This window comes from Acinetobacter sp. H1(2024), assembly GCF_046557555.1.
Taxonomy (GTDB): domain Bacteria; phylum Pseudomonadota; class Gammaproteobacteria; order Pseudomonadales; family Moraxellaceae; genus Acinetobacter; species Acinetobacter seifertii.
Genome location: NZ_JBKGFO010000006.1, coordinates 53,423 through 67,623, shown reverse-complemented (window position 1 = coordinate 67,623; position 14,201 = coordinate 53,423). Strand labels below are relative to the sequence as shown.

The window sequence follows — 14,201 nt, the reverse complement described above, 5'->3', positions numbered from 1 at the left end:
CCCCATTCCTCATTATGCCTGTAAAGCTGTGAACGAACAATTTCAGCTCAGCTTCAATGGTGCTTTACTAAAAAAATAAAAGCCCGAATTTTTTAAATTCAGGCTCTTTCAATAGCTTTGTTTAAGCTTGTTTAAACTTCTGCTGTGAAGCCAAATAAGAAAAATAAAGGATAGGTAAAATAAACGGCGCTACACTCCAAAAGTCAAAATAGACATAAAGCACAGCCCCCATAAAAGCACCAATCACAAAGCCAATCACAATACTGGCACTTTTCAATAAACTTGCCCGATTGGCCTCATTATTATTTTTAAGTAAGTTGGCAATATCAATCCCAAGCTGGGTGGTGTTGCCTGTCATCATGGTACTTGGGCTAATATTTTTAATGAGGGTTTTACTTGAAGTATTACGAATCGCCAAAGCAATTAAACCGAGGCCACCCGTGATTGCAACCGTAATCGCATCGGCATTTTTAAATGGCTCAAAGTAAAGCCCAGCAGCCATAAAAGCAAAGAGAAAAATAGCTTCAAACAAAAATAAATAAGACAGTGTTTTATGTTTAGCCTGACTACGGTCAATTAAAAGTTTGGTAATCACCACCGTCACAATAAACAATGGAATAGCCGCAAGTTTAATCCAGACACCTGCACCACCCTTCACCAAAGCCGCTCCTGCCAGCACCAAGTTACCCGTTACATGGGCGGTAAAAAAACCAAATAACGCAATAAAGCCAATGGTATCAATTGCCCCGCCTACCATAGTCAGTAAAACAGGATCTCGACATAGTGCCCATGTACTTTGTGTCTCTTGTTGAATTGAGGTCTCTGGCATTACACTTCCTATCAAATATTGGTTTTTTAATTAGAAATTTTTTGTCAGAAATTTAATATAAATTTCGATCTTTAATAACAACAGATCTTTATGTAAAAACCTAGCTGTTCATTTTAAGTCAGAGTGTATTTAAACAAGATACAATGTATTGGACTTTTTATTTTAAAAGCTAAGGTATTTTAAATGCATCACTAAGATGCATTTAAAAAATTATCTGTCTGTTGAGCTTGTTTATAAGCATTAATAAACTGGGTTTGCGGTATCTCTTGTTTAGGGGCACTACAAGTTACTTTCTGTTCGGCAGCTTTTTTATCCCGCTCTTCTCCACTGGCACTACGACGTGATTCATAGACCCTTCTTTGACGGAAATAACTAAATGGTTCTACGTTACTTAAAAAACCATACTTAGAGTCATGAACATAATTTAAATAGAATTTTTTAATATCATCATTGACATCTTTATTCCAACTCTCAAATTGCCAATCTTCGATACTAATCATATATTCATATGCAGTTGAGACAGGTGAAAAAACTCTAAAAATATTAAAACCATCTTTCTTAGAAGCAGTTGCTTCTTTTAGTTTCTTCAATCTTTGCATTTCAGTTGCCATATCGGATGGGCCAACTGGTATGTATTCACGGAATTTATTTTCCTGACGTACACGCTGACTCACAGAAAGCTCATTTCCAGCACGGGCAATGGTACCATATGCACTGTAGTAAAGTTTCATACACCCTTTAATCTGCTCTTGAACACTTCCTTGACTCGGCGTAGCTGCTTTTACAGCATCATAATATTTTTGAGAATCTGGTTGAATTTCAAACTGTTCAAAAACCTCGGAATGTCCTTTTTTCAATTCATCATAACTATACATTTTGACACCTGCTTGTAAGGCATCATCTAGCATATGTTTTAACGGAATTCGGGCAAAATTGTCATTTACTCCCTGACCCCCTGGTTCATAACCACCACCCACGTCAGAATGTACCCCCGGATATACCACCTCTTTCCAGTTACTGTTTGCTAACTTATTGTCTTTATGAATAACATCTACTGGGAAAGCAAAACGAACCTCATTACCAGCGATATAATGTGAACAGTTTTGAACTCGCTCATCTACCACTAAATCACGTTCTAAAAAAGGTAAGCTATTGCTTAAATTTGTAGCAGGCAAACCAAATGAAGCGACCGTATCGAAAATTCCTAAAAACTTAAATTCAATTGGATATTTGCCTTGTCCATAGGTAAGCCCATCGCAGTTTGATTCACACTGCCCTATAAATTGATTTGTAAATGCACGGGCAAGTGCAGCACCACGCGAAAAACCAAATACAGAAATATTAATTTTCTTAATGAGTCTATGATCTTTTAAGTTTTTGTCGACTTCTGCAAAGCTATAATTCTTTTTTTCACCTACATATTTTTTAACGTCTTTTTCTAGCTTTTGTGCATTAAAAGTCAAGATTTGTTTTAAGGCATCATTTAACTGGTCTTCACCATAATCTAGTCGTCTTGCACCACCTAAACCAACGCCCATACCTAACAGACTATAGTGATCCTGAAAGCTAGAAATCGCTCTTTGAAAGATATTTAACTCAGCATTAAATCTGGTTCCAACACCAGAAATATAAATAGCGTAATTGGGCGATATTTTCGTGTTTTTATCGGCCATTTCCTTGTCTCTTAATGTTTGAGCATTACGCCATAATCGAGCAGGATTGGACCATTTTTTTTCTTTTTTATCAGCATCCTCATTATTTCCAGTACCATCAAAAAATACTGAAATATTCACGACATCATGACAATCTTGCTTAGAGGATGGCTGATCATTTGAAATATCATTATTTAAATTAACGACACGTTGTAAATTATCACTAATCATTTATCTGTATGCCTTTTTATTTATTATGAATCTTCTTCCAGATTTCAGTTCGCCAATCTAATCCCTTTTGAATAGGTTCAGGCCAATCATTTGAAGTTGATATTTCAACCGTATCATCCGGATAAATATGTACTGCTAAATATTTTTTCCCTTTCAATTGTTCTTTTGTAAGAAGAACTTGGTTCTTCGCTACATGCTTTCTTTTACTATTCGTCTCGCCCCATGTAACTATCTGTGGCCCTATCTTTACACTAGAGGTATTTGTTCCACCTCCAAATCCACCACCTATTTCAGAACCATTCAACTCCACCATGTAACTTGTATAACTTGGATCATAATTAAAAGATGTTGTTGCCATATAATAACTCGCATTTGGACCAATACCTGCACAACCAGCTGCACTCAACATTAAACTTATTGGTAATAACAATATTTTCTTTAAACTCATTTCACTAAACCTCACTCTACAACTCAATTATCAAATTTATAAAAACTTATGATTTTTATAAATTTAAGAACTTATAATAATTACCTTAACTACATTACTAAAATCATATTCATATAATAGCTATCTCGTTCATGTATAAATATTTACATTCACTTTAGGTAAATTATCCAAATAATATCTATTATTCCTCACTTTTTATTTTTTCTCTCCACTTCATCCCTTTTTCTGTTGGGTCAGGCCAATTGTTAGAAGTCGTTATCTCAACTGTATCATCAGGGTAAATATGAGCTGCTAAATACTTTTTAGCTTTTAACTGCTCTTTCGTAATAATCACCTGATTTTTAGCAGTATGTTTTTCACCCGTATTTGAATCTTTCCATGTAATGATTTGCTCTCCCACTTTAATTGGGTTAGTAGATATTGCTTTACCAAATCCCCCACCAATTTCAGATCCATTTACTTCCATCATATAATCTGTATATCGAGGATCATATTTAAAAGATGTTGTCGCCATATAATAAGTTGCATTTGGACCAAAACTAGCGCAACCAGCCATACTTAACATCAAGCTCATAGGCAATAGTAATATTTTATTTAAAATCATAGTGTTTATTCTCTTTACTGTCTTAATTGGCCTAATAAGCTAAGACCTTTTTCTGTAGGCATAGGCCAGTTATTTGAAATCGTTATTTCTACGGTTTCATCAGGATAAATATGTACTGCTAAGTATTTTTTCCCTTTTAACTGCTCTTTCGTAAGAATAACTTGATTCTTTGCCACATGCTTTTTTTTACTATTTGTTTCTCCCCATGTAATGACTTGTGAACCAATCTTAACTGGAGAAGTATTCATGCCTCCACCAAATCCTCCTCCAATTCCCTCACCATTTATCTCAGTCATATAAGCATGGTAAGAAGTAAAATATTGAAAGGATGTTGTACCCATATAATAAGTCGCATTTGAACCAAGGCTAACACAGCCTACAAGACTGAATATCAAACCAAATATTAGTAATAATCTATTCGACCGTTGCATTTTATTCATCATAAAATTTATTAGCTCGCATTTGCTACAAGTTGGACCATCACTTCATCCATAGATATTTTTTTATCTTTTAAGCGTTCTAGTTTTTGATTTAACCCTTTATCTGTTAAAAAGTTTTCTTTATAAATCAATTTTAAACAAATAAAATTTAAAATATCTCGTGTACCAAATAAGTTATACGCTCTAGCCTCAGGAATAGATTTAATAACAAATTGATATAATTCATTATCTGTCATATCACTAATAAGAAATTCATTATTGAGTTTTAAATAATAAATAAGATTATCAGGGAAAGTTGCCTCAACCATCATTTCTTCTTGTTCAACAGTAAAATGTAAAGGAACTTGCACATAAGGTAATTGTTCAACCCGTTCGTTTATTCCCCAAATTACTTGAAGTTTTCCTAACCTATCCCAATACCACCAACTTTGAATAGGAGTAAGTAAGTCTTTAATCTGCTGAGCATTGAATACAGGTCCTTCGACATACAAAGTTTTATTTTCTTTATGGCCAACCAAGGTAGCCAAGATTACAGGGTCCCAAAATGCCAAAAACATTTCGAGTCCACCTTCAAATTTTACTTCTAAAAATTTTCGTAGGTGTTCAAACAAATAATTGAAGGACAAAGGGCTTACTATAATTGTCATGCGAGGCGTGCCTGCAATATTTTGTTGTATCCATTGCCATTCTTGTGATGAAAAATCTTGAGGGAGTTGAAGTAAATGAGGAGACACCGCTTTTGCTTGCTCACCACTCGCTTCTAACAAAAGGCATTTTTGACGTAGATGCTCAAATTTCTTTAAGAAACTATTATCTTGTGCAGCATCTGCAAGTGCAAAAACGTTTAATCCAACTTCTGCTAAAGAGTGTTGCTGGAATGTTTTAAAAAATGTCTGAAGCGGTAATTTAGCAGCCATTTATCGACCATCCCCTTTGTTTACAAATGCACCTTTTTGTGCTGCTCGTCTCGCCAAACATTCCCAACACACGTTATTTGGAAAAATCGGTAAGGACGGTGCTTCACTTGCCCCAGTTGTAAAAAGGTGTTGACCCGCCTTGGCTGTAAATTTTTGCGGAGTAATTACTGTTACACCTGATGCATCAATTCTTAATGCACTCTCTTTAGCCCTTAAGACAATTTCTTTAGGACTATTGATTTCAACTTTTCCTTCTGATGAAGTAATTTTGATATCTAATCTTGCAGATGCATCTAGTACATTATCTTGAGCCTGAATATCAAACTTACCTTTAGCAGCATAAATTTTTAAATCTTCTTGTCCTGCAAATAAGCTTACTTTTTTTCTTCGCATTTAAAATCAGACTTTCATCTGTACTTGTATTAATAGATTTTCCACTACCAAGCGTAATGCTTTCAGATGCTTGAATATGGATATCTTTTCCTGATGTTAAACCAATACTTTCAGGAGCAGCTAAAAGTATGAGTGCATCTTTCATGGCTTTTAGGTCTTTCCATTGAGATTCTATTTTTTTGATATAGATCTCAACATTTTGAAGCATATCTGCTGCCTCAGCTTGCTGCTTACCTGCATATTCAGATAAAGCTTTCATACGCTCTAAACCATCGGAAAGATTTTCAATGGCTTCTTTTGCTTCGAGTTGTGTTTTTTGAGCACCCGGTTGAATGAAAGTTGAAACATATAGTCCTTTACTACGAATCGCACCAGCTAAATCAGACCTTAATTCAAACCCTTGACCTCTTCCTTCACTTGTCGCGCTGTCTTTAGGATGACTTAAGTTACCTAAATTTAACTGACTCGCCCCATGACTACTGTGGAGTTGAGTACTAATTTGTCCAGTCGTATCATCAAAACGAAGTTGGTTAAATCCAGACCCGCCGACCTCTTTAGAGCGAATACCACTTAACTTTTTTGTATCGGGTAGCTGACCTTTAATATCAAATTTGGTAGGTGACCGTTGCCCTTCATGAATGCGCCCTGTAACAAATGGACGGTCAATATTTCCATCAAAAAAATCTATTACAACAACCTCACCCACCCTTGGCAAAAAGCGGGCACCGTATCCTTCCCCTGCCCATGGCGTTAATACATCTACCCAAGCCGAGTCAGTATCATTGTCATTACTTCCTGCACCTCCATCATGTTGGTGATCATCGGTACGGGTAAATAAAAAACGAACCTTGATACGTCCCCATTCATCTACATGAATTTCTTCACCATCTAAACCCACTACTTTGGCTCGTTGCACATGGGCCGAGGGACGATGTATTAATGGCTCAAACTCTGGAACAATATCGATATAACGGCGTACAACCATGAGTTCATTGGCTTGTCGTTCTTGCGCTCGATCATGGCTGACTTGCCAATGGCTCAAACTTAATAGTTGCTCAACTTGATCCCGTATATCTTTAGGCAGGTTATTTTGGTTATAAAACCGCTTACTTAAAATCAAAAACTCTTTATCAGAAATTTCATGATTTCTTTCAAGCTCAGGATGTTCATTTAACTGAAACCAATAACCAACTTGAGCATCTCGTACACTACTTTGAGCAATAAAATATTTTGCCTGTAAAGCTTGATATTGATTTAATTGCTTATTTAGTTTTTCAATCTGACTGTTACTTGAAGTAGTTGCCTGATCTTCTCCGTTCAGGTCCGTAATCCAAGCAGGTGACATTGTCCATGCTTGTTCAAGACTTAAACTTTCATTGTCACGCTGTGAACTATGCTGATGTGCACTTAAAACACTGCCACTTGCATCTTCTTGACTTAAATTATCCGCTTGCCAACGTTGAAGATGGATTGCGGTGGGTTGCAACTGTCTTTGTGCAATAAAACTGGTAATACTGTCATTTTGTTCAGTTGCATTGCTTCTATGATAGCGAATAGCTCGGCGCTCTAAGATTTTATACTCATGATTATGATCAATAAGACGTAACTTCTGAGGCTCAATCGTCTGGCTATTGCTCAAGACCATAGTCTCTGATTCATCAATTAACCAGTTGATGCCCTCTTCGCGCATGAGACGGGTTAAATATGCATAATCACTTTCATTTGACTGCATAGAAAAAGGTCGAACATCATAATTCTTAGTTAAGCCAGTGCTATCTATTTGTAAACTTGCGGCAAATAAGGGGCTTTTGTTTTGCCATTCTTTAAAAATAATCTCAATTATTTCTACCGCACTTTTGTTCATAAACACCCGACTATTACGTCGTTTGTGCCATAAACTGGTCGCATCTTGCATAGTCAGTTTATATAAGCAAAGAGCGCCATCACTTTGCCCTTGACTCGCCCCTGTAATAATTCCTGTCGTTCTAAATAATTTACCCGAATCTGTTACTTGTTCTATTGCAACCTGACAACCAATAAATTGTTTTAAAGAAATATAAGGATTTGTTGATAAACAAATCAGCTCCGCAGAGAGACCTTCATTAATTGCATGAAAACCATCAATACGTTGTAAAAAAACCTGACTATTTATTTCTGGATTGGCAAAATAAATATGTAGTGCCCGTTTTTGTGAAGCAAAACCAATTTTATCTAAGAAATCAAAAACATTATTTAACATTGTTATTTTAACCACAAATTAACTTACTTATATTAACAAACAGATACAAAATCATCAAATAAGCAAACATGCTTATTTTTAATAAATTAAAATAAAATCAACAATATAAATATAATAATATTTTTGTATTAAAAAGTTATCTTAAATAAATTATTTCACTTGATTGAATAAATATCCTGCAATATTTTTATTATTAATTAAAAATAAAAAATTATTAAAATTTTATTTAATAATATTCATTTCAAAAACATAAATGCTTTTATCGTCAAATCGATTTGGCCTCTAAAACCGCTCCGACTATGATGAAACTGTGACTTTTACTCAAAATGCGTAGCCGCTGGACATAGTCGCGCGACCTGTTTGTGTATTTATCACCGTTTAGAACGCCAATATTCCCCAAAACTCATGCATAAGCTTAGAAAGTTAAGTCTACAAAGCCCAGAATTGCCGCATGATTTTGTAAAAACCATGCTTCGAACGATGCAAAAGTGCCAGTCATAAAGTTACGATTTGATTAAAGCAAATCGGCTAAATTCCTAATTTCTTCCATCACCGCCTTACACGCAGGCGTTAAATAGCCATGTTTAGAAATAGACAAAGAAATATAGCGCTTGAGGGCAGGGTTAATAATTTTTGCGGCTTGAATTGAGGTGTATTGGCTGGCCTTCTTTAATGCTTGCGGCCCCAACATGGTATACATGCGAGATTCGGAAACCAAATGGGTTTGTAGACTAATCGAGTCAGCCTCAAAAACAATGTTCAGCTCTACCCCATTTTCATAAGCCATGTGGTCTAAAAAATTGCGCCAGTTACTTGGTCTACAAAACGTGACCAGAGGTAACTCACTTACTTTTTTAAAGTCGACTTCATTGGCCTGAGTGAGCGCATCTCCTTCACAGCCGACCAAGTAAGTATCGGCTTCGGTAAGGTAAACATCGCCTTGTTTAGGTGTCGGATTAAACCGATAGAGAATGGCTAAATCGACGCTGCCATCTTCCAGCCATTTTTCTAAATGCACCCCTTGCCCCTCACGCACCGACAGTTTAATTAAAGGATATTTCTCTTGAAGCACTTTATAGAGAGTCGATAACAACGGATGCGCAGTAGACGGCAAACTGGCAATACGAACCGTACCAATCGGGGTATCGGTCGAGTGCAAAATTTCGTTATTGAGTTGGTCGGTCACGTTCAGCCATGAACGAATTTTAGGAAGTAAATGCTGGCCTAAATCGGTGAGTTCTACGCCGCGGCCAGTTCGGTTAAACAAACGTCCACCACATTGCGCTTCAAGCTCGTTCATTTGCCGACTGATTTGCGGTTGGTTAGTATTATGCAGCATCGCGACTTTACTTAAGCTACCGAGTTCCACCGCGTCTAAAAATATTTTCCATAATTCATAATTCATCGATTCTTCCTAAATCGTAAATAGGCAACATTTTGAGCCATACATTTTCAGTATAACTGAAATTCAAGAATTGGTAATTCCTACATAGCTCACCTATTTCTATACTCCAATCATGTTCTCTACAACACGATTTAAGTCAGATTAAGAACCAGAGAATATTTAATTACACTGTATAGGAAGTACGATTATGAGTTTAGATTTACGTGGATTAACCCCAGCACCTGTGACTCCTTTTACCCGTGACGGACAAGTAGACCATAATGCAATTCAACGTTTAGGTTCATGGTTAGGCAGTATTGATGGTGTGAAAGGCTTGGTTGTTCTTGGGCATGCAGGTGAAGGAACATTCTTGTCGCAAAAAGAACAAATGCAGGTCATCGAAAGCTTTGTTAAATCTGTAGATGACAAAATTCCGGTAATCGCAGGGATTACACTCGAAGGTACTTCGGTTGCAGCAGAAGAAGCAAAACGCGCAGTCAGCGCGGGTGCTTCGGCAGGTTTGATTTACCCTTCACACGGCTGGTTGCGTTTCGGCTATCAAAAAGGCGCACCGCAAGACCGCTATAAAGCGATTTATGAAGAAAGTGGTTTGCCATCTATTTTATTCCAATATCCAGATGCAACGAAGGCCACTTACGACCTAGACACTCTACTTGATATTTCTGCACAGCCAGGTGTATTTGCCATGAAAAATGGTGTGCGTAATATGCGTCGCTGGGATGTCGAAATCCCGATTATTCGCCGTGAACGTCCAGACTTACAGGTGTTGACATGCCACGATGAATATTTGCTTCACACCATGTTTGATGTAGACGGCGCTTTGGTTGGCTATGGCAACATTGCTCCTGAACTGTTAATTGAAATGATTAAAGCAGGTAAAGCTAAAGATTACGCTAAAGCTCGTGCGATTCACGATCAATTATTACCAGTGACTCGCAATGTTTATCACCGTGGTTCTCACATGGAAGGCACGGTCGCGCTGAAACATGCACTGGTTGCTCGCGGAATTTTGGACCATGCCACTGTGCGTTCGCCACTGCTTCCACTTGCAGATGGTGCTGAGCAAGAAATTCATGATGCGATGCGTCAAGCCGGAATTGGCAAGGTCGATTTAACCCAAGCCGTTGCTTAAATTCCATTCGGGCTAGCATATACGCTAGCCTTTTTTTCCTGTACGCTGCCTGAGGCCAAACATCGGGCATGTCTCTTAAAAACAATAATAAAAAGCATGCAAACTGTGGTGAACAGGTAGTGCGAAATAGAACAACAAAACTACGAGGAATGTAGTGATAAGGAGATATAAGATGACAAATCTAGCGGATGTAGAACAAATTAGTCATCATCAAAAAAATGCGGAAATTATTGCAAGACTCGAACGACTACCCGTCACCGGACGATTGCAATTTATGCGAATTACCATTGGTATCGCGACCTTTTTTGACGCTTATACTGTTCTTGCGATTGCCTTTGCTTTACCCCAACTCATAACCGAATGGCACCTGACGCCTGCCTATGTCGGCGCGATCATTGCTGCGGGCTATGTTGGGCAACTGGTCGGTGCGATCTTTTTTGGTTCTCTTGCCGAAAAAGTCGGTCGTTTAAAAGTGCTGTCTTTTACCATTTTACTGTTTGTGGCAATGGACATTTCTTGTCTTTTTGCTTGGAGCGGAATGTCGCTGTTAATTTTCCGTTTCTTACAAGGTGTTGGAACAGGCGGTGAAGTGCCCGTTGCGAGTGCCTATATTAATGAGTTTATTGGTGCAGAAAAGCGCGGTAAGTTTTTCTTGCTCTATGAAGTTTTATTCCCACTCGGTCTTATGTTTGCAGGCATGGCGGCATTTTTCCTGATGCCAATTTACGGCTGGAAAGTCATGTTTATTGTGGGTTTAATCCCCTCAATCTTGGTCATTCCTTTACGGTTTTTCTTGCCTGAGTCACCACGCTGGCTTGGTTCCAAAGGCCGTTTTAAAGAAGCCGATCAAGTGGTTAAAAGCTTTGAAGACGGTGCCATCAAAAGCAGTAAAACTTTGCCTGAACCTGTGGTTAAAGAAATTAACCCGCAAGGCATGGCAAAAACCGACTGGCGCGAGCTGTTCCGTGGCATTTACCGCAAACGAACCTTTACCCTGTGGGGCATGTGGTTTTGCGTGTATATGGTGAACAATGCCATGGTGACTTGGCTGCCATCTCTCTACAAACAACACTTTGGCTTGTCGCTGCAAACCAGTTTAGGTTATGGCTGGATTACCTCGGGTGTGGGTGTGATTGCATCTATTATCTGTGCCTTAATGATTGATAAAGTCGGCCGCCGTCCTTGGTACAGTGCAGCGTTTTTCTTGGCGATTATTCCACTCATGAGCCTCTCGATTTTAGGTGCAAAATCGGCGATGGAAGTAGTGATTTTAGCAACACTGAGTTATGCCATTTTGCAAACCATTTCCTTCTCTTTATACCTTTACGCTGCAGAACTTTACCCAACTCGCCTACGTGCGATGGGCATTGGTTTTAGTACCGCATGGTTACGTGCCGGCTCTGCAATTGGGCCTGTTATGGTGGGCCTCGTGGTTGGTGGTTACGGCATTCAATATGTGTTTAGTGTGCTTGCCGTTGTGGCGCTCATTGGTGGTCTAGTGACCTTCTTGTTTGCTATTGAAACCAAAGGCCAAGTGCTCGAAAAACTCTCTCCTTAATTCATCCATTTCATAAAAAGCTTGCCTAACCTCAGCGTTAGGCAAAGGGCTTATTCATGCTTAAAAAGGAATTTAAAATGAATAAATATTTGCTATGGGGCTGTATTGGTTTAGGCAGCGTGAGCAACGCATATGCAGAGCTTCCTCAACAATTTGGCAAGCTAGAATTAAAACTTAATACCCGTTACTGGAACGATGAGGGCACGGCCCACCCTACGCTTGCTAACCCTTCACCTTCATCTAGTGAATATGAACAAAGTGCCTTAGGCCTTGAGTTAAATTATCAGTCACCCTACATATGGGACTGGCTTGGGGTAGATGGCTCACTCTATGCAGTCACCAAGTTATTTGACTCTGGCAAGCCTAGCGCTCAGCTTTTAGAGGTCGAAAATAACGGCAAGCTTGATCAAAACTTTGCAACTTTAGGGCAGCTCTACATCAAGGCAAAACTGGGCGACAAAGGCGAAATTAAATTAGGTCGCCAATTGCACGATTCACTGTTACTTAAAAGCACCAATAACCGCGCAGTGCCCGACACTTTTTCGGGTGCCAGTGGTCAGTTTCAATTGAATGATCAGCTACAGACCTATATGGCCTACTATGACCGCTGGAAACCGCGCAGCATGGACTCTTTTGAAAAACTGGTGACTGAAAATGACGAGCGAATTGATTATGTCGGTTTGCTTGGTGCCAAGTATCAATACAAAAACTGGAGCGTGAATGCCGAATATTTAAATAGCAAAGATTATTTAAAAAAGTACGGGGCGATTGCTCAATATAAATTTCCCTTGCATGGCTTGGTGTGGACATTTAACACAGGTGCTTTTTTCTCGCGTGATGATGGCAAGCTGTTTAAATGTGGTGCCGAAACCGAGCTGGACTGTGTCAAAGGCCAAGACATTAACAACCGTGGCAATGGTTATTTTGTAGATGTAAATCTAGCCAAGAATAATCTTGAAGGTGGCATTGCTGTTTCAAAGTTTGATGGTTTTTGGATTGAAGATAACTTTGCCGTGCACTCCGCCCGCAACTCAGTTTTAACGCAAGACCACGGTACCAATCCGTTTCCGACTTCTGCGACCATTGGCCCCGACTTTACCAATAATGATGAAACCGCAATTGCCCTGCGCTTGAAATATAACTGGAAAGACTACGTCAAAGGTTTAAAAACCGAAGCGAAGTATATTTATGGCTTTGGCGCTCACCAAAGTAACATTAGCAGTGATATTGAGGGTAAAGAGCATTACTTTGACTTTACGGTGAGTTATGCCCTGCCGTGGGTGAAAAACTTAGATGTGCGTTATTCATTTTTGCATTATGAATCAAAGTTTGAAAATGCAAACCTAGGTGAAAAAATAAATGGTATGACCCGTAAAGATTGGGACCAGCACCGAGTATTAATTAATTACCGATATACATTTTAAGTTCAAGCTAAGCTCAACGCTTAGCTTTAAAAACCGCCTTTCCGCTTATGGAATTAAGCTAGATATGCTTTTGTGGCAGTCAAAAAATGTTTTATAAGCAAATCTCTTAGTCACTGCAAATTTTTCTATATTTGTTTTATAAGCAGGTTCATCATAGGCTTTATCTATTAAAGAGAATTCATATTTGGTGTAATCATTGTCCTTATGAGGATTCTGACGGAGTGTTTCTAACTGATTTGTTTTACTTATCCCATCTTGGCGCGCTTTCATAACGTAATCAGCAATATCAAATGCAGCTCTACACAATAATCCTTTTTTTTCGATGGCATATCTCTGATTTTCCATTTCGATTAAATCATCTTTACTTGGAACTCCTTTGCTTAGCCCAAGTTCTCTAAAAGATCTACTAGAATTCCAGTTAATACTATTAAATATTCCATCATCTGGTTCTCTACTGTTCTTTAATGCATCGATAAGATATTGATCGCGGTTACCTAAGATATAAGTATTTAAATCATTATCTAATAAAATAACCAGCATATTTTTATTAAAACGGTCATAAGCAATATAACTTTGTATATGTTGTTCCAAAATTTCATTATTCTTTTGCCAAAAAAATGTCGTTATCACATTGTTCTGTAAATTTCTTTTTGCTAGGCATTCACTCATATCAAAATTATCAGCTTTTAAAGCTCCAAAAGGTTTTAGCCTAGCATTGAGACCAACAATGAAGTCTTTATCTAACTTAAGCAAACTAAAACCACTAACCTTACAGTCTTCAAATTGTTTATCTTTTAATTTATAGATATCATTAATTGAAGTTAAATTTTTAGCATGTAATATAGTACAAAACGCAATTATCCCACATAAAAGTAATCTTTTCATATCATCAAATCCTTTAATTTCGAAATAGAATACTCATTTTTATA

The 14,201-nt window shown here is 38.0% G+C and carries 13 protein-coding genes and 1 pseudogene; 4 read left to right on the top strand and 10 right to left on the bottom strand.

The genetic code is table 11. The annotated features are described in order from the left end of the window. Positions 1–121 precede the first annotated feature (121 nt). The 8 genes from ACLCEG_RS15380 to ACLCEG_RS15345 form a co-directional block, all read right to left on the bottom strand. Positions 122–829, bottom strand: a complete 708-nt coding sequence (locus ACLCEG_RS15380) for a YoaK family protein (RefSeq protein WP_410568184.1) — start codon at positions 827–829, stop codon at positions 122–124. 191 nt (positions 830–1,020) lie between these two features. Beyond that, positions 1,021–2,712, bottom strand: coding sequence for a T6SS phospholipase effector Tle1-like catalytic domain-containing protein (locus tag ACLCEG_RS15375; RefSeq protein ID WP_410568182.1), 1,692 nt, complete (start codon positions 2,710–2,712; stop codon positions 1,021–1,023). A 16-nt stretch (positions 2,713–2,728) separates the two neighbouring features. Beyond that, a complete protein-coding gene (locus ACLCEG_RS15370) occupies positions 2,729–3,160 on the bottom strand; it encodes a hypothetical protein (RefSeq protein WP_410568180.1) in 432 nt (143 codons plus the stop codon). Positions 3,161–3,341: 181 nt separating this feature from the next. Beyond that, the gene (locus ACLCEG_RS15365; protein WP_410568178.1) at positions 3,342–3,764 is read right to left on the bottom strand and encodes a hypothetical protein; all 423 of its coding nucleotides are present in this window, start codon (positions 3,762–3,764) and stop codon (positions 3,342–3,344) included. Between the two features lie 14 nt (positions 3,765–3,778). Beyond that, positions 3,779–4,207, bottom strand: coding sequence for a hypothetical protein (locus ACLCEG_RS15360; protein ID WP_410568176.1), 429 nt, complete (start codon positions 4,205–4,207; stop codon positions 3,779–3,781). Positions 4,208–4,215: 8 nt separating this feature from the next. Continuing rightward, entirely contained in the window at positions 4,216–5,121 is a 906-nt protein-coding gene (locus ACLCEG_RS15355; RefSeq protein ID WP_410568174.1) for a DUF4123 domain-containing protein, read from the bottom strand. Next, on the bottom strand, positions 5,122–5,514 hold the full coding sequence (locus tag ACLCEG_RS15350) for a DUF2345 domain-containing protein (RefSeq protein WP_410568172.1): 393 nt from the start codon (positions 5,512–5,514) through the stop codon (positions 5,122–5,124). Then, positions 5,453–7,753, bottom strand: a complete 2,301-nt coding sequence (locus ACLCEG_RS15345) for a type VI secretion system Vgr family protein (RefSeq protein WP_410568170.1) — start codon at positions 7,751–7,753, stop codon at positions 5,453–5,455. The genes ACLCEG_RS15350 and ACLCEG_RS15345 overlap by 62 nt, the downstream gene beginning before the upstream one ends. Before the next feature lie 312 nt (positions 7,754–8,065). Here ACLCEG_RS15345 and ACLCEG_RS15340 point away from each other — a divergent pair. Continuing rightward, positions 8,066–8,254, top strand: a pseudogene (locus tag ACLCEG_RS15340) (hypothetical protein); the annotation flags it as partial. 13 nt (positions 8,255–8,267) lie between these two features. On the opposite strand, the gene ACLCEG_RS15335 reads toward ACLCEG_RS15340, so the two are convergent. Beyond that, positions 8,268–9,158 carry a LysR family transcriptional regulator gene (locus ACLCEG_RS15335; RefSeq protein WP_068566408.1) on the bottom strand — a complete coding sequence of 297 codons (891 nt, stop codon included), beginning with the start codon at positions 9,156–9,158 and terminating at the stop codon, positions 8,268–8,270. A gap of 187 nt (positions 9,159–9,345) precedes the next feature. Here ACLCEG_RS15335 and ACLCEG_RS15330 point away from each other — a divergent pair, with 187 nt between their 5' ends. The 3 genes from ACLCEG_RS15330 (at position 9,346) to ACLCEG_RS15320 (ending at position 13,272) form a co-directional block, all read left to right on the top strand. Beyond that, the gene (locus ACLCEG_RS15330; RefSeq protein ID WP_000050876.1) at positions 9,346–10,290 is read left to right on the top strand and encodes a dihydrodipicolinate synthase family protein; all 945 of its coding nucleotides are present in this window, start codon (positions 9,346–9,348) and stop codon (positions 10,288–10,290) included. A 172-nt stretch (positions 10,291–10,462) separates the two neighbouring features. Then, positions 10,463–11,848, top strand: coding sequence for an MFS transporter (locus ACLCEG_RS15325; RefSeq protein ID WP_410568167.1), 1,386 nt, complete (start codon positions 10,463–10,465; stop codon positions 11,846–11,848). Between the two features lie 77 nt (positions 11,849–11,925). Then, entirely contained in the window at positions 11,926–13,272 is a 1,347-nt protein-coding gene (locus ACLCEG_RS15320; protein WP_410568165.1) for an OprD family outer membrane porin, read from the top strand. A gap of 45 nt (positions 13,273–13,317) precedes the next feature. Here ACLCEG_RS15320 and ACLCEG_RS15315 read toward each other — a convergent pair whose 3' ends face one another. Beyond that, positions 13,318–14,157 carry a hypothetical protein gene (locus ACLCEG_RS15315; RefSeq protein WP_410568163.1) on the bottom strand — a complete coding sequence of 280 codons (840 nt, stop codon included), beginning with the start codon at positions 14,155–14,157 and terminating at the stop codon, positions 13,318–13,320. Positions 14,158–14,201: the final 44 nt, after the last annotated feature.